Source organism: Paraburkholderia sp. SEWSISQ10-3 4, from assembly GCF_030464785.1.
GTDB lineage: Bacteria > Pseudomonadota > Gammaproteobacteria > Burkholderiales > Burkholderiaceae > Paraburkholderia > Paraburkholderia aspalathi.
In genome coordinates, this window is the sequence record NZ_JALPRI010000004.1 from 220,093 (window position 1) to 243,051 (window position 22,959).

Here is a 22,959-nt window from a genome sequence, read left to right on the forward strand (position 1 = left end):
TTATTGGGTTCCTACGATTTGCCATCGACTCAGCGTTCGGCACGTTTCACGCAGCCTCGCACGCAGTCCGGTCCAGCACACTCCTTACGGGAACCTTATGAACACGAATGCCACGAAAACCGCACACGCCCCCGTTCATCCGCTCGATCCGCTGAGTCCGGACGAAATGCAGCTTGCCTGCGATCTCGTGAAGGCCGCCGAAAATCTCGACGGGCACGTGCGCTTTCCGATGGTCGAATTGCGGGAGCCGCCGAAGGCCGAAGTGATCGCATTCAAGACCGGCGAATATTTTTCGCGCACGGCATTCGTCCTCGCAATCGATCGCACGAATGGCACGACCACCGAATTCCATGTGGACCTGAGAGAGAAAAAAATCGCCTCGCGCAACGTGCTGCCGTTCGATCAGGCGCCCTATGGCCAGCCGCCGATCATGATCGAAGACTTCATGAACGCCGAGCAGATCGTCAAGAGCGACGACGCATGGCGCGTTGCGGTGATGAAGCGCGGTTTGACCGAGAAGGATCTGGAACGTGTCCAGGTCGATCCGTTTTCCGCCGGTTGCTTCGACCGCGAGAACGAGAATGGCCGGCGCCTCGTGCGTTGCGTGAGCTACTACCGCGAGACCGTGACCGACAACGGTTACGCGCATCCGATCGAGGGCGTGGTGGCGGTGGTCGATCTGCTCGAGAAAAAAGTGATCGAACTGGTGGACGATGGCCGCATCATTCCGATTCCGCGCGCGAGGCACAACTACGATACGCCGAGCCTCGGCGAGCCGCGCAACACGCTCAAACCGCTGTCGATCAGCCAACCCGACGGCCCGAGCTTCAAGATCGACGGCTGGCACGTGAGCTGGCAGAACTGGAGCTTCCGCGTCGGGTTTACGCCGCGCGAAGGTCTGGTGCTGCATCAACTGTCATGGGACGACGGCAAGAACGCGCGGCCGATCATCTACCGTGCGAGCGTGACGGAGATGTGCGTGCCCTACTCCGACCCGAGCACGAATCACTACTGGAAGAGCGCATTCGATGCCGGTGAGTACGGCCTCGGCAAACTGGCGAATCAGCTTGAACTCGGTTGCGATTGTCTCGGCACGATCCGCTATTTCGACATTCCGTCCGCCGACGATTTCGGCAATGCGTTCGTGATGAAAAACGCCGTGTGCATGCACGAAGAGGACTACGGCACCCTGTGGAAGCACTACGAGTTCCGCACCGGTGTCTTCGAAATGCGTCGCTCGCGACGCCTCGTGATCTCCTTCTTCGCGACGGTCGGCAACTACGACTACGGCTTCTACTGGTACCTGTACCAGGACGGCACCATCCAGCTCGAATGCAAGCTGACCGGCATCGTCCAAACCTCGGCGGTGGCTGACGGCGACACGTATCCGTGGGGCGGCATGATCACCGAAAACCTTGGCGGCCCGACCCATCAGCACTTCTTCAATGCGCGGATACACATGATGGTGGACGGCGAACGCAACACCGTGACCGAACACGAATTCGTGCCGCGTCCGATGGGCGAAACGAATCCGTACGGCAACGTATTCGACACCACCAAACAGGTGTTCAAGACCGAGAGCGAAGCCGCACGCCTCGCGAACGGCCGCACCGGACGTTACTGGAAGGTGACCAATCCGAACGTGAAGAACGCCGTCGGCGCGAATCCTGGTTACAAGCTGATCGTGAACGACTCCCCGCTGATGCTCGCCGACGAACGCTCGAAGGTCCGCCAACGCGGCGGCTTTGCGACACGTCACGTGTGGGTCACACCATTCGATCCGGCCGAGCGCTACGCGAGCGGCGACTATCCGAACCAGCACGCGGGCGGTGACGGCTTGCCGCGCTATATCGAGGCGAACCGCAACATCGAGAACGAGGACATTGTCTTGTGGCACAGCTTCGGCCACACGCACGTGTGCAAACCCGAGGACTTCCCCGTGATGCCCGTGGAATACGCCGGCTTCATGCTCAAGCCGAACAACTTCTTCTCCGCGAATCCGACGATGGACTTACCGTCCGAGCGGGATCAGAACAGCGTTGAGGATGGGAAGTCTGCGGATCATGGCTGCTGCAAGCGGTGATTCGATGACGTGCGACGTGCGGCGTGCCGTTGCGCATATAGCGGGCGCGACACGCGGACTAAGCGGCACGGCCTGTGTGTTGCTCGTGGGCGGCGCCGCGACGCTGGTGAGCCGAGCCGATCTTAGTCAACGAGCCAACGCGCTGTGGATGAGCGCGTTGGCGTTGGCAACGATGACGATCGTACCGTTGTTGATGTCACGCGTATCCAGGCCGCGGGCCACGCTTGCGACGGCGGTGACATTGATCGTCACGATGAGTGCAATCGGCATCGTGCCGGCGTATGTGAGTGGACTGGTGCATTCCACCACGATAGCTGGGTTGTTTGTGGTGGCGGGTGGCGCGTTGCTGTTGTACGGGCGTCATTTTGTTGGCGCGCCAGTATTGTCTCCTGAAGATGTCGATTGGAATCGGTACACGAATCGAAACACGGACCAGTCGACCGAAGCCCTCCGCGCGACCGGCACGACCGCCCTGCTCGCATTGCTTGCGGGCTTATCGAGCGGCAGTCTCGCGCGTTTCCAGTTGTTTGCGATTTGCGGCATGAGTGGTGCCCAACCGATATGGCAGGTCTTGCTTTCGGTGGGTGCGGTTTGCGCACTGGCGTTCATCGCCGACCGTTCCGGCAACAACAAACGAATGTTGATTGTGCTGTACGTGCTACGAGCGGCGTTAATTGGAGCCCTCGCAGCCGTGGACAGTCCAACCCTAGCACTACTCGCAGCAAAGATATTTCTGATTCTCGACTGCCTGACGATTCCGGCGCTGATGAAACTGCGAAGAAATTCGTGCAGCGCGTTGAGCGCAAGTTGTCCCGGCGCAGCCCACCACATCGGGATGGTATTGGGCGCAACGTTATCGACAACACCCTACTTTTTCGGCGAAGGATTCATCGTGCTGTACGCACTAAGCGCGATCACGAACCTGCTATGCGCCGGCACATTAGCAACCAACTGGTTCGAAAGAAAGGCGTGCCACGAGCATCTAAACCATGACCACCGCCTGGCAGACTCTTCCGACGAGCACAAAGTGCGAGTCGGGAAGTATGACTCCCTTGTCACGAACGTTGAATGTGAGAGAACACAGATTCCAGATGCACCACTGCCGTCTGCGAGCTGCGGGCCCCACTTAGCAGGCGTGGTTTGAGCCGCTTTCTTTTGCCTACTTTTCTTTGCGGCGGCAAAGAAAAGTAGGTGCTGCCCCGCACAGGGGCAACGCTAATAGACCACTAACAAAACAAGGAAAGGCACCACCGCAGGCAAGCAGCAAAAAAAAGCGCCAACCAAACATCACCAATCTAACCCCGTCGGAGACAAAACCATGCCCGAACAAAAAACCCAAACACCGCAGCTACCAAAAACAATGTTCATCAACGGCGAAAAAACCCCAAGCGCCGCAGGCAAAACCTTCCCCATCTACAACCCCGCAACAGGCGAAGAACTCGCCCACCTCCCAGACGCATCAGAAACCGACATCGACCACGCGGTCAAAACCTCAAGAGCAGCCTTCGAGTCAGACACCTGGCGCAGAATGCCGCCAGCCACTCGTGAACGTCTGCTGCTAAAACTAGCCGACCTGTTAGAACAACACACCGACGAACTAGCCACATTAGAAACCCTGAACCAGGGAAAACTAATAGCCTTCTCCAAGATGCTGGAAGTCTCAGGCAGCGTCCAATGGCTCCGCTACATGGCCGGCTGGGCCACCAAAATCGAGGGCACCACCTTCGACCTGTCGATCCCCTTCCCACCCGGCACCCGCTACAACGCCTCAACAAAACGCGTCCCAGCAGGTGTAGTCGCCGCAATCGTGCCGTGGAATTTCCCCCTCCTGATGGCGGTCTGGAAGATCGCCCCAGCCCTCGCTTGCGGCTGCACAGTCGTGCTGAAACCGGCGGAAGAAACGCCTTTAACAGCAATCCGCCTGGCCGAACTGGCTCACGAAGCCGGCTTCCCTCCAGGCGTATTCAACGTCGTCACAGGCCGCGGCGAAACCGCCGGCGCAGCCCTAGTCAAGCATCCCCTGGTGAACAAGGTCACCTTCACAGGATCGACCGAAGTCGGCCGCATCATCGGCCGCCAATGCGCTAGCGATCTGAAGCGCGCATCGCTGGAACTGGGTGGCAAGAGTCCCGTGATCGTGCTGGACGACTGCGACCCGAAGAAAGCCATCGAAGGCGCAGCCGGCGCAATCTTCTTCAATCACGGACAGGTCTGCACCGCGGGTTCCCGCCTGTACGTTGCGCGCTCGATTTACGACGAAGTGGTGCAAGGTATCGCCGCCGTGGCCGATGGAATCGCCTTGGGTTCCGGCTTCGACGCCGCAACGCAGATGGGCCCGATGGTTTCCGCGCGGCACCGCGACAAGGTCATGGGAATGATTGCGCAAGGCCGGCAGGAAGGCGGTGAGATTCTGTCACGTGACGCGGCCGTTGATGCCGATGGCTTCTTTGTGCGCCCGACAGTTATTGCCAATCGCGCATGCAAGCCGCTTTCCGTGGTCAGGGAGGAGGTATTCGGACCGGTACTGGTGGCCATGCCCTACGACGATATCGACGAAGTCCTGATTCAGGCCAACGCATCGGAATACGGTCTCGGCGCGAGTGTGTGGACGAATCAGCTCGACAAGGCATTGAGGCTGGTCGACGGCATCGAGGCGGGAACCGTTTGGGTCAACACGCACAATATGGTCGATCCGGCGATGCCGTTTGGCGGGTTCAAGGCATCCGGAATCGGACGCGAGCACGGCAAGGCCATCGTGGATGCGTATACCGAGAGCAAGTCGGTCTGCATCGCGTATTGACCAGTCGGTCTCCGCACGTCTTGCGGCACCAACGCATCGCCGCCACAAGACGTGCACGCTTCTAGCGCCTCGAGGGCAACACAGTAAAATAGCGGGCACCCGCGCCGCCGCGCGTCAGCCTACCCTTGGGTGCCCCACCTTGAAACGCAAAATGCCCGCGCTGAATGCGCTGAAAGCCTTCGAAGTCGCCGGCCGCACGGGCAGCTTCACGCGCGCAGCGGAACTGCTGAACGTGACGCAAAGCGCGGTCAGCCGGCAAGTCCGGCAACTGGAAGCCCAACTCGGCGAGACCTTGCTCCAGCGTCACCATCACCACCTCGAGCTCTCGGCCGCCGGCCGCATCCTCCTGCAAGCACTGCAACAGTCATTTGACCGCATCGAACTCACGGTCCGCAGCCTGCAGGAGAAAACCCACCGCAACCGTCTGCGTATCAACGCGCCGCCCACCTTCACGAGCCGCTGGCTGATGCCGCGCCTCGGACGTCTGCGTGACGCGCATCCGCATCTCGAACTCAGCCTGTCGACCCGCGTCGACGACAATCTCGCCGAATCGGGCGTGCTCGACTGCGCCATCCGTTTCGGCAACGGCGAGTGGGAAGGTTTCGACAACCGTCTGCTGATGAACGAACGGCATATCGCCGTCTGCGCGCCCGCCTTGCTCGCGCGCCAGGCCGGCCGCGCGGCCATCGATCTGAATCAGTTCACGCTGCTGCACGTGCTCGCGAGCACCGATCAGCGCTATCTGACCTGGCAGCACTGGTTGAAAGCCGCGGGCATCGAAAACGTCGACACCCGCGGCGGCTACGAATTCGATCTGCTCGATCACGCGATCCGGGCCGCTATCGACGGGCTCGGCGTGACCATCGCCGATCGTCATATGATCGGGCGTGAGCTGGCTGACGGGCAGTTGGTACAAGTGCTCAATGTGCACGTCGACGGCCACCAGTCGTACTGGCTCGTCACGCGCGCGGAACAGGACGAGCTGCCGCACGTCGCACTGTTCCGCGACTGGCTGCAGCAGGAAATCTGGTTGACCGAACGTGCACTCGATTCGTCGGAGTCGGCGCAATTAGGCGAAGCGGGTTGAGGCGGACGAACTCAGGCGGCCGCAGCCAGCTCCGCCGCTTCGGGTTTAAAAGCAGCTTCGACGGCCGCATCCATGAGGATCATCTCGGCGCCCTTCTCCGCGACCATCATCGTTGGCGCGTTGATGTTGCCCGACGTGATGTTCGGGAAGATCGACGCATCGACCACGCGCAAGCCGGTAACGCCGTGCACCCGCAAGCGCGCATCGACCACTGAGGTGCGCGGGTCGTCGCCCATCGCGCACGAACCGCACAAGTGATAGATCGAACCCGATTGCTCGCGGAAATACTGCAGGAAGCCTTCGCGCGTATTCACCTGCGGCCCCGGCGAGATTTCCTCGACCGTGATCTCCTTCAAAGCCGGCGATGCCATCACCTTGCGCACCAGTTCGCAACCCTGGATCACTTCGTCGATGTCTTTCTCCGTGGTCAACGCGTTGATGCGGATTTTCGCGGCGTCTTCCGCACGGTTCGACGCGATCTCGATCGAACCGCGGCTCGTCGGCCGGCACGGGTTGAATGCCAGCAGGAAGCCCGAATACGGCTCGGGTTCCAGATTCGCCTTGTTGCTCTTCGGAATCCGGTACGACAGCGGATTGAAGTACAACTGCAGATTCGGCTGCGCTTCGTGGTCGTTGCCCTTGAAGAACCCGCCCGACTGGTTCACGCTCATCGCGAGCGGCCCCTTGCGCGTCAGCAGATACTGCAGACCGAGCTTGAGCTTGCCGAGCAACGGGCGCAATTCGTCGTTCAACGTCTTAACGTTCGCGCGATAGTAGAAACTCACGCACAGATGGTCCTGCAGATTCTGCCCCACGGCAGGCAGTTCCTTGACCATCGCAATACGATGTTTCGCGAGCAATGCGCTATCGCCTACGCCGGAGAGTTGCAACAGTTTGGGCGAATCCACCGCGCCCGCCGACAGAATCACCTCGCGATTCGCCATGAACTGCCGCGTCGCGCCGTTCTGCGTCACGCTCACACCAATGGCCCGTTGGTTACCGTCGAATAGCACGCGGCTCGCGAGCACGTCACGCTCGACCGTCAGGTTCTTACGCGTCAGCACCGGATGCAAATACTCGAAGCTGCTCGACGAACGCTGCCCTTTGCGCGTATTCACGTCGTAGATACCCGCGCCTTCGAATCGTTCGCCGTTGAAGTCGTCGCTGCGCTTGTAGCCGGCCTGGTCGCAGCCTTTCAGGAACACATGGCAGATCGGATGGACTGCATCCTTCATCGGCGAGATACGGATCGGGCCGTCCGCGCCGTGATACTCCGTGTTGCCGAGCGGATGCGACTCGAGCTTGCGGAAATACGGCAGCACGTCGCGAAACGCCCAGCCCGGGTTGCCCGCTGCAGCCCAGTCGTCGAAATCATGCGGCTGGCCGCGCACGTAAATCATCGCGTTGATCGAGCCGGAACCGCCCTGCACCTTGCCGCGCGGGCAATAGATCGGCCGGCTGTCGAGTTCCTTTTCGGGCTCGCTGTAATACATCCAGTTATAGGTTTCGTTGTAGTACGTCTTGGTGAAACCCACCGGGATCTTGAACCAGAACGAGCTGTCCTTGCCGCCCGCTTCAAGCAGCAGCACCGAATATTGGCCCGACGCCGAAAGGCGATTGGCGAGAATGCAGCCCGCCGAGCCCGCGCCGACGATGATGTAATCGTAGTTCATGCTCTATGTCGCCAAGCGGCGCCCAATCCATTGAATGCGTAAAACAGCTGGAAACCCACAGCTTGAAACCCGGCCTCAACCCTTGGCCGGCGCGAGATCCTTCACGTCGGCAGGAAGTGCTGCCATCTGCAGATGCAGACGCTCGCCGGTGTAAGGTGCGTGCTGCCGAACGACGTCCATGTTCAACTCCACGCCCAGACCCGGTTCCTGCGAAGGAATGATGTAGCCGTCTTCCCATTGAATCGGCTTCTTCAACACTTCGGCGTGGAAGCCGTCCCACGTGCCGATGCTTTCCTGAATCAGGAAGTTCGGCGTGCAGGCGGCGAGCTGAATGCTGGCGGCTGCGCCGATCGGACCGTTGTACAGATGCGGTGCGATCTGCGCGTAATACACCTCGGCGATCGCCGCGACTTTCTTCGCTTCGAGCAGGCCGCCCACACGCGCGACGTTCAGTTGCAGAATGGACGCCGCGCCCGCTTCGAGCAGCTTGAAAAACTCGTACTTGGTGGTCAGGCGCTCGCCCGCGGCAATCGGAATGCTTGTGTGCTGCGCGACTTGCGCCATCGCGCCTTCCTGTCCTGGCGGCACCGGTTCTTCGAACCACAACGGATCGTATTTCTCGAGGCGCTTGGCAAGCCGGATTGCCGACGACGGCACCATCTGCCCATGCGTACCGAACAGCAGATCGGCCTTGCTGCCGACAGCCTCGCGCACACGGCGGCAGAAGGTCTCGCAACGGTCGAGCACTTCCATCGACAGTTGATGACCTGAATAAGCCGTATACGGCCCCGCCGGATCGAACTTCACCGCAGTGAAACCACGCTTGACGTTCTCAACCGCACATTCGGCAGCGAGATCGGGATCGTCGTAGTCGTATTCACCGCGGCTGTTCTTCGGATACAGATAGGTGTACGAGCGCAGACGCTGATTCACCATGCCGCCGAGCAGTTCGTACACCGGCTTGTTCGCCGCCTTGCCGATAATGTCCCAGCACGCCATTTCCAGCCCGCTGACCACGCCCATCATCGTCAGATCGGGGCGTTGCGTGAAGCCGCTCGAATACGCTTCGCGCCAGAGCCGCTCGATATGGTGCGGGTCCTTATCGAGCAGATAACGGCCGAATACATCGTCGATGATGTGGGTCATCGCTTTCGGATGGAACGTCGCCGAATAGATTTCGCCGACGCCTTCAATACCGCAATCGGTCTTGAGCTTGACGAAGATCCAGTACATGCCGCCCACATGCGGCGGCGGTACGGCGACGATATGCGTTTCGAGCGAGACGACTTTCATTTACGCAACCCCTTTTTTGCTAAGCATGTTTCTCAGCGCGAGGCCGGCAAAGCCGCCGAGCGCCGCCATTCCGGCCACATAGCCGAAGTAAAGCTGGTAACCGAAGACGCCCGGGAAGTTCTGCGTCAGATAACCGTTGATCAACGGCAGGAACACGTCGGGCGAATAGCCGAGTACGGAGATCAGGCCGATAGCGAGGCCCATCGTTTCGACCGGGATATTGCAGCGATCCAGCAGCGACCAGTACAGCCCGCGAATCGCGTAAGTCAGAATGCCGATGAACAGCACGAGGAACACCAGCAGCACATGGCTCGAGATACGCGGCGCCGCCATCAGACCAAGCAGCGACAGTGCGGCGAGAAAGAGCGCGATCACCAGCACAGAGACTTTCGAATAACGGTCGCCAAGAAATCCCCCGCCGATGCCGCCGATCGGTCGCATCCACAGCTTGAGCGTCGTGATCGTGCCGGCCATCACCACCGTCAAGCCGATTTCGCCTTCGTGCAGATACGCGGAAAAGCTGTAAGTCGCCCAGAACACCTGGTAACCACAGAACACAATAGCCGCGACCAGCCACAACTCAGGAATCGACGCGAGCGTTTTCAGATCGACCAGCACGTTGCTGCGTTTCTTCGTGGCGCGGTTGGCCGCCGCGTCTTTAGCGCCTTGCGGATCTTTAACCAGCGCAAGCACCACGCCCAGTGCGATGCACAGAAACGCGTACATGTAGACGACCAGCTTGAAGCCAGCCGTCACCGGTTCGCCTTTGGTCTGCGTGAACCAGGCGAACAGCGTGATCGCGATGGTCGCGAGCATGGCTTCGATCAGGCCACGTCCACCATCGAGCAAACCGAAGAAACGGCCCTGCTCGTGCGTGCCGGCGATCATCGTCACGCGCTTGATCACGGCAGCCCAGAAGGTCAACCCGGTCGACAATCCCCAGCCACCGAAAATCAGCATCAGCATCTGGAACGACGGCGCGGTCGAATACCACAGCCCGAGCACGCCAGTTGCGATCAGCGAAAAGCAGATCAGCAGACGCGGCGCGATCCGGTCGGCGAGCCAGCCACTCGGCAGGTAACTCAGCAGGAAGATCGTGCCGAGCGACGAATACAGATAGCCGAGCTGACTATCGGTGATGTGAAACACTTCGAGCATCGTCGGCTGATAGACCTGCCGCAGATACAGAATCGGGTAAATCGCGCCGGCCGCCACGACCAGCAACATGAGCTGGATGTAGCGTTGAGCCTTGTTGGCTTGCAATGCGGTTTCCGCGGCGCTCGAGGCGAGCGAAGCGGTGGTTTGAACGGGTTGAGATGACACGTGAGCGCTCCTGGAAGACGCAGCGCCGGTTCACCGGGCCGCCGGGTCTTCAAATATTTTTATAAGTGCAGCGGATTGGCTGCGTTTTTGCGGGTTTTAAAGCAACGCGTGCCGTCTACTCCGAATCGCGCGGCACGCGCCGGTTTCAGCTTTTCAGCTTTAGTACTTCATGACCACGAGACGGGTCTGCGTGAATTCGAGCATGCCGTGCTTGCCGTCGTCGCCGCCGAGACCCGAGCGTTTCCAGCCCGCGTGGAAACCTTGATACGGATCGGCCGGCGTACGGTTCACATACAACTCGCCTGCCTCGATGCCGTTGGCGATCTTCATCGCACTGCGGTAGTTCTCGGTATAGAGCACCGACGACAATCCAAACTGATGGTCGTTGGCCATCTCCAGGGCTTCGTCGAGCGTGCGGTATTTGACGACCGGCATGATCGGACCGAAGGTTTCTTCCTGGATGATTTCCATGTCCTGACGGCAGTTCGACAACAACGTGGCCGGATAGAAAAAGCCCTTGCCTTGCGGCAGCCTGCCGCCGGTTTCGAGCGTGGCGCCCGCAGCGATCGCGCGTTCCACCATCCCGTGAATCGACTGGCGCGATGCGTCGTTGACAAGCGGCCCCATCAGCGAAGGCTGTTCGGCACGATCGCCGCTTTCCACCGCGCTCATGTGCTTCTTCAGCAGCGCGACGAAACGGTCATGCACGCTTTCCTGAACGTAGACGCGTTCGATCGCCGTGCAAAGCTGCCCGCAGTGCGTGGTTTTGGATGCGACCAGATCGCGCGCGGCCTTCTCGAGATCGGCATCCGCCTCGATGATGGCGGGCGTCTTGCCGCCGAGTTCGAGCGACGGCTTGGCGATGTTCGCCTTGCAGTATTCAAGCACCTTGCGCCCCGCGCCGACGCTGCCGGTCAGCGTGATCATGCCGACCTTCGGATGCGTGCAAAGCGCCTCGGCGGTTGCGTGATTCATCGCGAGAATGTTCACGACGCCGGCCGGCAGCCCTGCTTTCTCTACTGCCCTGGCGATCTCGAACGCGGAGGTCGGCGTGTTGTTGCTGGGGCGCACCACCACGGTATTGCCGGCGATCAGCGCGGGCGCCACCTTGCGCATGAACGTATAGACCGGGTAGTTGAACGGGATCAGGCATGCGACCACGCCGATCGGTTCGCGATGCAGCACGAGGTTTTCGTCGGGCGTGTCGCTCGGAATCACCTCGCCCTCGATGCGGCGCGCCCATTCGGCGTGGTAGCGGGTGATCTGGCCGGCGTAGATCGCTTCGTTGGTGGCGTCCGCGACGCTCTTGCCCGACTCCAGCGCGAGCGCCGCGCCGATGGCGGGCGCGCATTCGGTGAGCGCGTCGGCGAGCTTGTGCAGATAGACCGCGCGCTCGGCCGAAGGCAGCTTGCGCCAGCCCTTCTGCGCGGCGGCTGCGGCGTCGACCGCGGCGATCGCCTCGGCTTCGGTGGCGCCCGTGACGTGGGCAATCACGGCTTCGGTGGCGGGGTTGGTGACGGCGATGAGCTCGTCGCTTGCCGCGTCGATAAAGCAGCCGTTAGCAAAATTCCGATCGAGTCGCATCTCGTCTCCTGAAAACCTGGTGCGGTGGCGCATTGCCTTCGGCTATCGCCTTCATGCCAAAGGTGCATGGACGGAATTTTTCTCTGGGGCACGGCGCACCACAAGCGAATAATTCGCGGGACAAACATTCGAAAAAATCACGTTTATCCAGGGATGTGCCTCATACGCGAATCCCATCTCGAATAGCAGAATCCGGGCTTTGCCAAAAGCAGCGGCCTTTACAGGCGGTCGAACCCCGTTTCGACCCACTGAGGTCACTCATTACCAAAGTCTGGAGCTCACAATGAAAAAGAATGTCATCGCCACCGCCGCCTTCACGGCACTCACCTCGCTGGCGGCCCCGTCCGCCTTCGCGCAAAGCAGCGTGACCCTGTACGGCGTGCTCGATGAAGGCATCGACTACACCAATAACGCCGGGCGTGGCGCGGTCTGGGAAATGGCGAGCGGCTATGCGCAGGGCAGCCGCTGGGGCATGAAGGGATCGGAAGATCTGGGCGGCGGCATGAAGGCCGTGTTCCAGCTGGAAAACGGCTTCGACGTGAGTTCGGGGCGGCTCGGCCAGGGCGGGCGCATGTTCGGCCGCCAGGCCTATGTGGGCTTGAGCGACAACCGCTTTGGCACGGTCACGCTCGGGCGCCAGTACGACTCGGTGGTCGACTACCTTGCGCAGACCACCGCCAACGGCAACTGGGCCGGCTACCTGTTTGCGCACCCGTACGACAACGACAACACGGACAACTCGTTCCGTCTCGGCAATAGCGTGAAGTACGCGAGCCCGGAGATTGCGGGCTTCCAGTTCGGCGGCGTGTACAGCTTCAGCAACGACACGAACTTCGCGAACAATCGCGCTTATAGCTTCGGTGGCCAGTATGCGAACGGCGGCCTGCTGATTGCGGCCGCGTACCTGCAGGCGAACAATCCGGGCGCGGGTTCCACCGGCGCGATCACCGCGAACGACGCGAGCTTTATCGCCGGGCGCATGCGGGTGTTTGGCGCCGGCATCAACTACACGTTCGGTTCGGCAACCGCCGGTTTTGCTTACACCAACTCCAACTATAAGGACCCGACCGGCAACGGCTATATCGGCATCCCGCTGGCGGCATCGGGTGTCAGCCTGAATACGCTGAAGTACCAGAACTTCGAAGTGAACGGCAAATACCAGTTCACGCCGGCCTTCTTTATCGGCGCGCAGTATGTGTACACGATGGAGAACTACGATGCGTCGACGGGCAGCGTGAAGCCGAAGATTCACTCAATCGGTTTGATGGCGGATTACAACCTGTCCAAACGCACGGACGTGTACGTGCAGGGCGAGTACCAGAAGGTCGCGGGCGACACCACCCACTCGATTCTCGACAACGCGTTCATTCCGGGCGTGCAGACGCCGTCGTCGACGGGTAATCAGGTGGCCGTGCGACTCGCGCTGCGGCACAAGTTCTGAGGATCGGGGGATTCGTGCGCTGGAGCCGCGCCGTGAGCGGCTCCAGGCCATAGGTGTTCAATTTTTCGCGATGTTCACGTTCCGTATACATTCTGATTTTCTGAACGCCCCTGGGTTGCTTCGCCGGCGTTCAATTTTGCAGGCTGTTCACGTTACGTATACACTCATAAAAATTGAACAAGGGTGGACCATGCCACGCAAATCCCCGCCGCCGTTCGTGCCCGATCCGACGGTTCAAGCCGCAGCAGCAGCGTTTTCCGCTGCGACAGGCGTGTCCACCCGAATCCTCCGGCCGCCACATCGCGCTCACTATGCAGCGAAGATACAGTTCCAGGCATCGCCGGACAGGACCTGGTCGCGACCGGTGCTGCTGATGGACAACGTCGACCGTTTCGCCACGCTGGCTGCGCTCAAATCCACGGCCCATATCCATGCCGACGATCCGTTCGTGCTCGTCGCGCCCTACCTGTCGCCCAATCTGCTTCGACATTGCCGGGAGTTAGGCCTTGATGCGCTGGATATGTCCGGTAACGCCGTCATGCAAAGCGACGGCAACCTGATCATGATCTCCGGTGAGAAGCGCACCGGCATGGCAAGCCGTATCAAAGACCGCGCCTGGACCACCAAAGGGATGAAGGTGGTACTGGCCCTGCTTTGCGACCGGTTGCTCATCAATGCGGGCCAACGCCCCATCGCACAGCGGGCGGGTGTCAGTCTCGGCACCGCACAGTCGACGTTTCGAGACCTCCTCGAGCGAGGCGACATCGTCCAACGCAAAGATAGTTACGTCTTTGCAGACGCCGCTCGACTGCTCGACGAATGGGCCGCACTGTACCCTTCCCGCCTTCGCAACCAGTTGCTGGTCAACCGCTACCGCGCCGAAGATCCGGCATGGTGGCGCAGCATCGATCCGACCAGTGAGCAATGCCAGTTCGGCGGTGAAGTGGCCGCGGCGCTCCTCACCGGCTATCTCAAGCCGGCGACCGTGACGCTTTATTGTGAACAGGCAATACCGCGTAAATGGCTGATCGACGCCCGCCTGCGCCTCGATCCGGACGGCGAGGTGGAAGTCCTGAACATGCCGATCCCGCTTGCAAGGACGCCGAACCTGCCGCCATCTGTCGTGCATCCTGTGCTGATCTATGCCGACCTGATCGCAACAGGTGATTCCCGCAACATCGAAACGGCACGGATGCTACGTGAGCAATACCTCTCCACTTGATATTCCCGACCGCAGACCACTGCCGGCGCTCGTTGTCGAACTGTTAAGGCATGTCGCTGAAACAGCCCATGCCTCGAACGTCGAGTGGTTCGTTGGCGGCGCGACCGCGCGCGACATCATGCTGACCCACGTACACGGCATCGAGGCAACGCGTGCAACTGCCGACGTCGATATCGGCGTAAGCGTGGAAAGCTGGACGAGCCATGCCGCGCTCAAGGCGGCGCTGATCGCCGGCGGCGCTTTCGAGCAACGCAGCGAGGCGCACCGGCTGTACTATCGCGCCCCCGGCAGCGGCGAGTTGATGTGGCTCGACATTGTTCCTTTCGGTGGCGTGGAGAGCGATGCACGCAATACAGGTCATTCAGGCAATGCGGCAACAAAAGAGATCGCCTGGCCACCGGATCACGCGATCAGGATGAACGTGGCCGGCTTCGCCGAAGCGCTGACCGGTGCCATCACGGTCCGGGTGGCAACAGACCTGACTGTGCCCGTCGCATCGCTGCCGGGCCAGGCGATGCTGAAAATCGTCGCCTGGCGTGACCGCCACGCATCCGACAGAAAAGATGCGACGGATTTGCTGTTCCTACTTGGTCACTATGCTGCGGCAGGTAATCACGCGCGTCTTTACGACGAGAATTACGAACTCGTCGAACACTATGATCATCACTTGGAGCTCGCCGGCGCCGCGCTGCTTGGACGCGACACAGCAGCGATCGCCTCGGCGGAGACTACCGGATTGATCACGCAAGTGCTGGCGTTCGACGAGGACTATCCGCGCATTCTCGACCACATGATGGGGCGCCGTGCCCAGCTTTTCGAGCCGACGCCTGCCTTCATCGAGTCTGCGTTCAATGCGTTTCGCGAGGGTTTCCGCAATCCCGGCTGACCTGCGAAAACATCGGCCCATAGTCTCGTCTCAATCCCCCTCCACCGCCGCCTTCAACCTCAGCAGCGCGTGATCCCACTGCTGCGAGATCGCTTCAAGCGCGCGCCGCGCTTCGTCGAGGTGCGCCGGTTCGAACGCCCATAGGCGTTCACGGCCTACCTTGACGTCGCGCACGAGGCCCGCATTGGCGAGCACCTGCAAATGCTGCGTGACCGACTGCCGCGTAATCTCCGTGCCGGCGGTCAACTGCGCAATCGACATCGCACTGCCCGCGCACAACACGGCGATCAGACGCAGTCGCGTTTCGTCGCCGAGCGCCGCAAAAATCTGCGCGGAACTTCGCAGCATGGCCGCCTTCACTCGCGTATTGCCCACTGCCGGCTTAGCCCTTGGCGACATACTTTTCGATGTTGATCAACTGCTCTTCCCACCCGCCGCTATTCATGCGAAACGCTTCCTCGCGGCGTGCAGCGGGAATTCGATCGAAGCCTGATTCGACCACCCGCAGCAACGTGCCCGAGTCGACCTCGCTCAGCTCGAATACGACCAGCGTCGTGGGCTCGGGCGAGTAGTCGACCGACACATCGACCGCGGCCGGATGCCAGCGAAACGACAGAAGATGTTCCGGCTCGACGCGCTCGATCAGTACATCCATGACGAGATCCTCATAGCCCGGATAGGTGATGTTGCCTTGGACGGATTGACCGGCGATAAACTGTTTGCCGCTGAAATCCACACGAAACCATTTGCCGAATTCCTCGGCATTGGACACCGCGCGCCACACTCGTGAGCGCGGCGCCTTCAGCAGAATCTGTTTTTCGATGCGGTCAGTCGACGCATTATTGGGTGTGTCAGATGAGATTGTCATACGCAGCCTCCTGACTGCATATTAGGCTCGCAACTGGCAACATGCAAGTATTTGCCTGCGTATTTTCAGGCAGCGCCCTGCTTTCTACTGAAGGACGGCGAAACAGATCGCCACAGGGCGCTTGCTTATCCCGCCGACGTCTTCTGCACAAACGCGCTCACCACACCCTCAAGTTCCTTGGTGATCGAAGTCATTACGCCCGCAATCACGGCGAACTCCCGGCCTGTCACATTCGAGCGGCTCGCCACGATCTGACCGTTGAACGAGACAATATGCGCTTCCTTTGCGATCGCGTTGATCCGCTCGATGAGGTCCTGCTGACCTTTCTTCTGCGCCCGCGCAATGCGCCGGCTTTCCTGCTCGTAGACAGCGGTCACGGCGTGCAGATGCGTCAGCAACGGATCGACGGAACCGATTAACGCGTTCAGTGCTTCATTGGCGCGCGGCGAGCCGCGTTCGATCGCCTCCAGTGCTACCGAGGCCAGCGAGATAAAGTCTGTGATCTTCTTCGCCACGTTCCCGCTGCCGTGAAAAGCTTCGTGCAACGCCGGCGAGAACAGTCCGGGCAAGCCGTCGCGGCCTTGCACCAGCGCTGTATGGCTGTCGGAAAACGTACGCAAGGTCTCCTGCGCAATCGCCAACGCACCGTCGAACTGTTGAAACGCCAACATCGACTGCAACGCGATGCGCTGCGACAGCATCCGTTGACGCCCTGCCAGGTTGATCAACGAGCTCAATACCTCGCTGGAGACGTCCGCTTCGGACCGTGGTGCCTGAACCCGATCTTTCGTGATGCTCATGTCTTCTGCTTATGATTCGATTGACCCTTTCGCTCCGCCCGGCATCCTCGCCGCGTGACCGCCATCGGCATCCACGCCTCGGCGCGGACGCCGAATTGCATCACTCCGTTGCGTGCGCATGCATCACATTGGTATGCATCGACCACGCCATCCACGGACGACGCAGCGCGACGATCGCGAGGAAGGCGCAAGCTGCCAGCGCACCGAAGGTTGCGAAACCCATCTGATAGCTGCCCGTGCTTTCCTTCGCGATACCCATCACGACCGGCAGATAGAACCCGCCGATCCCACCCGCGGCGCCGACGATGCCCGACATCAAACCGGTACGGCCAGCCCAGCGATGCGGCACCAGCTGGAAGGTCGCGCCATTACCCAGACCGAAGGCCACGTACAGACACAGCAGCAACACGATCCCGCCCAGCATCGACGGCATGGCGGCGGCAAAAACGAAGTCGCACAGCGAAATGACCGCGAGCAGGAAGGTCAGCGCGCGCACGCCCGACACTTTGTCGGCGATCAGGCCGCCGAGCGGCCGCACGATCGCGCCGGTTGCGGCAAGCAGCGCCATGAACAGGCCCGCGTCGATCTTCGACAGCTGATACAGGTTGGTCAGCAGCAGCGAAACATACGACGACATGCCGACAAAACCGCCGAATGTGATGCTGTACACCAGCATGATCGCCCACGTGTCGCGCTCGGACAGCACCGAGCGATAGCGCTTGGGCAGCACAGCAATTGCAAGCAGCGCGCCGATCACCGGCAACAGCAGCACACCGGTCTTGCCGGAGCCGAACATGCCCGCTTCGACCAGCAGCACGAGCACGATCAAGCCAACGAGCGTCACCGCGAAGCTGCCGAACGCGCGCAGCACGCTGCCGGATTTGATACCGGAATCGTTGGCCCAAAAGTACAGCGTGATCGCGGCAATCCCGAGCAACGGCAGTGCGCCTGCGGTCGCCATTTGCCAGCCGTAGTGCGTCGCCAGTTGCGGGAACAGGAAGCCGTCGAGCACAGCGCCGATGTTGCCGGCGGCGGCCAGACCCAGCACCAGACCCTGCACCTTCGGCGGATAGTTGCTGCCGGCCATCGGCAGCGCCACCGCGAAGCTCGCGCCACCCACGCCGAGGAACACGCCAAGCACCAGTAGCAAGGTGTACGACGGCACGAACGGCAACAACGGCAGCACGATCGTCGGCACCGCGGACAGCAATACGCCCATCAGCGCGATGCGTTTGCCATGCGCGGATTGATAGAGATTGCCGAGCGTCACGCGCAGGATCGCTGCCGACAGCACCGGCACGGCGACCAGCAAACCTTGCTGCGCAGGCGTCATTGCAACGCTCTTGCTAATGAACGGCGCGAGCGGCCCGTATAGCACCCAGACCGTGAAGCCGGTGTCGAAATAGAGGAAACACGCCACCAGCGCGCGCCAATCTCCGCTCTTTAGAGAGCTCATCACGTTTTTCATTAGACATCCTCACATTGACTGGTTGTTCGCTTACCTGGTACACGGCTTTTAGGCGCCGCGCACCGGAATGGTCACGATGTTGAATACCGGTCCTGGCACGCAATCTCCATGCCATCCGGGCCCTTCTTTCAAGCTTGACTGCGTACTCTCTGAAACCGTGATGCCGCGTCTGAGCCGGCCGCTTTAAAAATCAATAAACGTCGCGTACGTAGCGCTTTTCCTGCGCTAAACAGCTCACATACTCAGCGGCTTTTTCTTCGCTCATGCCGCCGTGCTGAGCAACCACTTGCTTGAGCGTCGCGTCGACATCTCTGGCCATTCGGCTTGCGTCGCCGCAGACATAAAAATGCGCACCTTCTTCGAGCCATGCCCACAGTTGCGCACCCTGCTTGCGCATGCGGTCCTGCACGTAAACCTTCTCCGTCTGATCGCGCGAGAAAGCGACATCGAGGCGGGTCAGCAGACCGCTGTCGCGCATCGCTTCCAGTTCGTCGCGATAGTAGAAATCCGTCGCCGCATGTTGTTCGCCGAAGAACAGCCAGTTGCGACCCTTATCGCCGCGTGCACGTCGCTCGTGCAGAAAGCCGCGAAACGGTGCGACGCCGGTGCCGGGACCGACCATGATGATCGGCGTGTCCGAAACATGAGGAGGCCGAAAGTGTGCGGATTTCTGCACGAATACCGGCACATTCACATCGCCGGCGCGGTCGGCTAGAAACGTCGACGAGACGCCCTTGCGATGGCGGCGGCCATTGCTGTAGCGAACCGCGGCAACCGTCAGATGAACTTCGCCAGGATGTGCTTTCGGGCTCGATGCAATCGAATACAACCGTGGCTGCAGGCGCTTGAGCATGCCGGTCAATTCCGTGGCAGTCAGGTCCACGGGAAATTCGTGGAGCACGTCGGCGAGTTGCTGGCCCCACAGCCAGTGTTTGAGATCGGCTTTGCGTGCGGGCGTCAACAGATCGCGCAATGCGCCGTTGCTGCTTCGCGCAGCGATGAATGCCAGTGCGTCCGGGCTGGGACGCGCGATTTCGTAGTGCTTGCTGAGTGCGTCGGCGAGGCGTATGTCGCCCACACCGGATACGTTCACGGCCGCGTCGGCACTCAAACCGCTCAGGCCGATCAATTCGTCGACCAGTTCGGGACAATTGCTCGGCCATACACCCAGCGCATCGCCGGCTTCGTATTCAAGGCCCGAGTCGCCCGTGTTCAACGAAAAGTAGCGCGTGTCCTTCGCGGCGCCCTGCTTGTTCAGTTGCAGGTTCCTGACGAGACGCGATGCGGCCGGACGCGTCCGGGTCGGCACGGCGCCGGGGACCACAGCGGTAATCATGCCGCCAGGAGGCACTGCATGCAGCGCCGCATCTGCTTCCTTGATGCGCACGATGATGCTTTCGAGCCACGCGTCGGCATTCTCCTGATACTCACTGTCGCAGTCGACGCGATCCATCAGACGCTGCGCGCCTTGCGCGGCGAGACGTTCATCCAGACGGCGGCCGTGACCGCAAAATTGATCGTAGTTGCGATCGCCCAGCGCGAGCACGGCGTAGCGCAGGCCTTCGAGACGCGGTGCTGCGTCGCCGATCAGTTCGCTCCAGAAACTCTGCGCGTTATCGGGTGGATCGCCGTCGCCGAAAGTGCTCGACATCAGCAGCACGTATTGCGCTTTCGCGAGCGCCGAGGCCTGATAGTCCGCCATGCATGACGTGCGGATTTCAAAGCCGGACTCCATCAGACGTGTGGCATAACGTTCGGTCAGCGATTCGGTGTTGCCGGTTTGCGAGGCCCACAGCAAAGTGACTTTGGGTCGCACGCGCAAGATACGCACACCGGACGCATGTGCCTCGTCTGAGTGCAAGGTGGCACGCGCGGAGGCTGGTACGGCCGCCTGGGTCCCACTGCGGCTATATAGTCCGGCCAGCAAACCATCCACGTACAAGCGGCTCGCCGGATCAAACGGTGCACTGGCTGGCAGAACCGGCACGCCGTCGATGCCCTCTCCTTCCGTCGAACGCAGGCCGCCGACGAAACCGGCCAGATACATCCGCTCGGCATCGGTCAACGACGGCGCGGGTGTCGGCGGAAGCTGCAACAGACGAGTGAGGGCATCGATACGGGGCATGTCCAGATCCTCGACGTTCGCCGATATAGCGCTTGCCGGCGCAGTGTCGGCTGTAACCATGGGCGCGTCGCTCAGCGTCTCGTCGTCCGCATTCGAAACCGGCTCACGGGCGTCGATCGCGACCGGGCTGAGCGCGACTGCGCAGAATTTGAGTTCGGGCTGCTGCGAGACCGGATCGATGGCGTCGCTCGTCACTGCGTTGATGCACAGGTCGTCGCCGAAGACGTCGTTCCAGTGCATCGGCGCGAAGCAGTTCCCTGCTTGCACACGCTCCGTAACGACCGCCGGCAACACGGCACGTCCGCGGCGCGAACGGATTTCAACCGGATCTTTTGCCTTGATGCCAAGCGTGGCCGCGTCTTCGGGATGAATCTCGACGAACGGTCCCGGGTTCAGCTTGTTAAGCATCGCGACCTTGCCGGTCTTGGTCATGGTGTGCCATTGATGCTGCAAGCGGCCCGTATTCAACACGATCGGAAATTCCCGATCGGGCAGCTCGGCCGGGGCGGCAAACGCGCGGGCGAAGAACATAGCTTTGCCGCTCGCCGTCGGAAACACGAGCCGCGGAAGGCTGCCGTTGGGCAGTTGCTTCAGCGCCTGGCTGACGCCGTCGTTGATGTAGCGAACTGGATTGCGGTCGGCGGCATCGTCAGCGGCGAGCGGCCATTGCAACGGCGTTTCCTTCAGACGGCGATGGCTCGCGCCGCGCAGGTCGTAGCCGGTTTTCGGATTCGATGCGCGCGTAATTTCCGCGAAAACTTCTTCGGCGCTTGCGTAGGTAAACGCTTCGGCGAAACCCATTTCACACGCGACACGCGCGATGATCTGCCAATCCGGCAACGCAACGCCCGGCGGTTCGATGCCCTTCTGCATCAGCGTCAGGTTGCGCTCGGAGTTGATCATCACGCCTTCGGCTTCCGCCCACAGCGCGCCGGGCAACAGCACGTCGGCGTAACGATTGGTCTCGGTGTCGAGGAAGGCATCCTGCGAAATCACGAGTTCGGCCGCACGCAATCCGGCGATGGCATTCTGGCGATTCGCAACGCTCGCCACCGGATTCGTGCAGATGATCCAGCACGCCTTGATCTCGCCCGCAGCCATGCGAGTGAACATATCGATCGTGCCGTTGCCGACTTCAGTCTTCAACGTGCCCTTCGGAATGCCCCACAGGTCCTCAATAAACGCACGGTCTTCTTCGACCAGGACTGAACGCTGTCCGGGCAAACCGGGCCCCATGTAGCCCATTTCACGGCCGCCCATCGCGTTGGGCTGACCCGTCAGCGAAAACGGACCGCTACCGCGGCGGCAGATCTTGCCTATCGCCAGATGCAGATTGCAGATCGCATTCGTATGCCATGTGCCATGCGTGCTTTGATTCAGGCCCATGGTCCAGCAGCTGATCCACTCCGGCGCGGCGCCGATCATTTGCGCGGCCTGGTGGATATCTTCTACAGAAAGGCCTGTAATCGCGGACACATTCTCTGGTGTGTAGTCCGCGAGAAAGGAGGGCATTCCGTCCCAGCCTTCCGTGAAGTCCGCAATAAAGGCCGCATCCGTGTTGCCGTTTTCGTGCAGCAAATGAAGCAAGCCGTTCAGCAACGCCAGATCGGTGCCCGGCTTGATCTGTAGAAATAGATCGGCCTTATCTGCCGTCGTATTGCGACGCGGATCGACTACGATCAGTTTCGCGCCGGCCTTCACGCGATCCATCATGCGCAGGAACAGAATCGGATGACAGTCGGCCATATTCGCGCCGATCACGAAGAACAGGTCGGCGTGGTCGATGTCTTCGTACGATCCCGGCGGGCCGTCCGCACCGAGTGACAGTTTGTAGCCGCTGCCTGCGCTCGCCATGCACAGACGCGAATTCGATTCGATGTTGTTAGTGCCGACAAAGCCCTTGGCGAGCTTGTTGACGAGGTACTGCGCCTCGATCGACATCTGTCCCGACACATAGAACGACAGCGCGTCCGGTCCATGTTCGTCGAGCAGGCCGCGCAAACGCGCCGCCGTGGTGCTGATCGCCTGCGCCATCGGTAGCGGCGTCGGATCCTGGTCGCGCGCATGACGCACGAACGCGCCCTCCAGACGGCCCGACTTGCGCAACGCGACGTGCGCCGACTGGCCCTTCGTGCAGAGCCGCCCGAAGTTAGCCGGATGCTCTTTATCGCCGGAGATCTTGACGACCTGCCCGTCCTCGACGTGCAGCACCATTCCGCAGCCAACGCCGCAGTAGGGGCACACGGTTTTTACGCTAGAGGAAGACATGGAGCGCGACGTCGTTCGAATAGACACAAAGAGAAATC

Annotated in this window: 16 protein-coding genes; 7 read left to right on the top strand and 9 right to left on the bottom strand. The window is 60.9% G+C overall.

The features are described 5' to 3' along the window. Positions 1–97 precede the first annotated feature (97 nt). The 4 genes from M0D68_RS12240 to M0D68_RS12255 all read left to right on the top strand — a co-directional run bounded on the left by M0D68_RS12240 (position 98) and on the right by M0D68_RS12255 (position 5,970). Positions 98–2,083, top strand: coding sequence for a primary-amine oxidase (locus M0D68_RS12240; RefSeq protein ID WP_266224353.1), 1,986 nt, complete (start codon positions 98–100; stop codon positions 2,081–2,083). Continuing rightward, positions 2,064–3,227 (top strand): hypothetical protein, encoded by a 1,164-nt coding sequence (locus M0D68_RS12245; RefSeq protein WP_266224354.1) that lies wholly within the window; start codon positions 2,064–2,066, stop codon positions 3,225–3,227. Before M0D68_RS12240 ends, M0D68_RS12245 begins: the two co-directional genes overlap by 20 nt. A 216-nt stretch (positions 3,228–3,443) precedes the next feature. Further along, entirely contained in the window at positions 3,444–4,883 is a 1,440-nt protein-coding gene (gene styD / locus M0D68_RS12250; RefSeq protein WP_301712042.1) for a phenylacetaldehyde dehydrogenase StyD, read from the top strand. A gap of 151 nt (positions 4,884–5,034) precedes the next feature. Beyond that, positions 5,035–5,970 (top strand): LysR substrate-binding domain-containing protein, encoded by a 936-nt coding sequence (locus tag M0D68_RS12255; RefSeq protein WP_093633716.1) that lies wholly within the window; start codon positions 5,035–5,037, stop codon positions 5,968–5,970. A gap of 11 nt (positions 5,971–5,981) precedes the next feature. On the opposite strand, the gene M0D68_RS12260 is transcribed toward M0D68_RS12255, so the two are convergent. From M0D68_RS12260 to aldA, 4 genes are all read right to left on the bottom strand, one after another. Beyond that, entirely contained in the window at positions 5,982–7,643 is a 1,662-nt protein-coding gene (locus M0D68_RS12260) for a GMC family oxidoreductase (protein WP_266224358.1), read from the bottom strand. 75 nt (positions 7,644–7,718) lie between these two features. Continuing rightward, a complete protein-coding gene (locus tag M0D68_RS12265) occupies positions 7,719–8,936 on the bottom strand; it encodes a mandelate racemase/muconate lactonizing enzyme family protein (protein ID WP_200651007.1) in 1,218 nt (405 codons plus the stop codon). Next, positions 8,937–10,259, bottom strand: coding sequence for a nitrate/nitrite transporter (locus M0D68_RS12270; protein WP_200651008.1), 1,323 nt, complete (start codon positions 10,257–10,259; stop codon positions 8,937–8,939). A gap of 159 nt (positions 10,260–10,418) precedes the next feature. Further along, positions 10,419–11,843 (bottom strand): aldehyde dehydrogenase, encoded by a 1,425-nt coding sequence (aldA, locus tag M0D68_RS12275; protein ID WP_266224359.1) that lies wholly within the window; start codon positions 11,841–11,843, stop codon positions 10,419–10,421. Between the two features lie 283 nt (positions 11,844–12,126). On the opposite strand from aldA, the gene M0D68_RS12280 reads away from it, so the two are divergent. The 3 genes from M0D68_RS12280 (at position 12,127) to M0D68_RS12290 (ending at position 15,392) form a co-directional block, all read left to right on the top strand. Further along, the gene (locus M0D68_RS12280; RefSeq protein ID WP_266224361.1) at positions 12,127–13,284 is read left to right on the top strand and encodes a porin; all 1,158 of its coding nucleotides are present in this window, start codon (positions 12,127–12,129) and stop codon (positions 13,282–13,284) included. A 190-nt stretch (positions 13,285–13,474) separates the two neighbouring features. After that, positions 13,475–14,506: a type IV toxin-antitoxin system AbiEi family antitoxin gene (locus tag M0D68_RS12285; RefSeq protein ID WP_266224362.1), complete on the top strand. Its 1,032-nt coding sequence runs from the start codon at positions 13,475–13,477 to the stop codon at positions 14,504–14,506. Next, complete coding sequence (locus tag M0D68_RS12290) at positions 14,484–15,392, top strand: nucleotidyl transferase AbiEii/AbiGii toxin family protein (protein ID WP_266224364.1); 909 nt, start codon at positions 14,484–14,486, stop codon at positions 15,390–15,392. Before M0D68_RS12285 ends, M0D68_RS12290 begins: the two co-directional genes overlap by 23 nt. Positions 15,393–15,422: 30 nt before the next feature. On the opposite strand, the gene M0D68_RS12295 is transcribed toward M0D68_RS12290, so the two are convergent. The 5 genes from M0D68_RS12295 to M0D68_RS12315 all read right to left on the bottom strand — a co-directional run bounded on the left by M0D68_RS12295 (position 15,423) and on the right by M0D68_RS12315 (position 22,921). Next, a complete protein-coding gene (locus M0D68_RS12295) occupies positions 15,423–15,740 on the bottom strand; it encodes a helix-turn-helix transcriptional regulator (RefSeq protein WP_244179281.1) in 318 nt (105 codons plus the stop codon). A gap of 34 nt (positions 15,741–15,774) precedes the next feature. Next, positions 15,775–16,260 carry an SRPBCC family protein gene (locus M0D68_RS12300; RefSeq protein WP_266224365.1) on the bottom strand — a complete coding sequence of 162 codons (486 nt, stop codon included), beginning with the start codon at positions 16,258–16,260 and terminating at the stop codon, positions 15,775–15,777. 125 nt (positions 16,261–16,385) lie between these two features. Next, on the bottom strand, positions 16,386–17,060 hold the full coding sequence (locus M0D68_RS12305; protein ID WP_266224367.1) for a type IV pili methyl-accepting chemotaxis transducer N-terminal domain-containing protein: 675 nt from the start codon (positions 17,058–17,060) through the stop codon (positions 16,386–16,388). Between the two features lie 100 nt (positions 17,061–17,160). Then, on the bottom strand, positions 17,161–18,528 hold the full coding sequence (locus M0D68_RS12310; protein ID WP_093633727.1) for an MFS transporter: 1,368 nt from the start codon (positions 18,526–18,528) through the stop codon (positions 17,161–17,163). 190 nt (positions 18,529–18,718) lie between these two features. After that, the gene (locus M0D68_RS12315; protein WP_266224369.1) at positions 18,719–22,921 is read right to left on the bottom strand and encodes a bifunctional nitrate reductase/sulfite reductase flavoprotein subunit alpha; all 4,203 of its coding nucleotides are present in this window, start codon (positions 22,919–22,921) and stop codon (positions 18,719–18,721) included. Positions 22,922–22,959 lie beyond the last annotated feature (38 nt).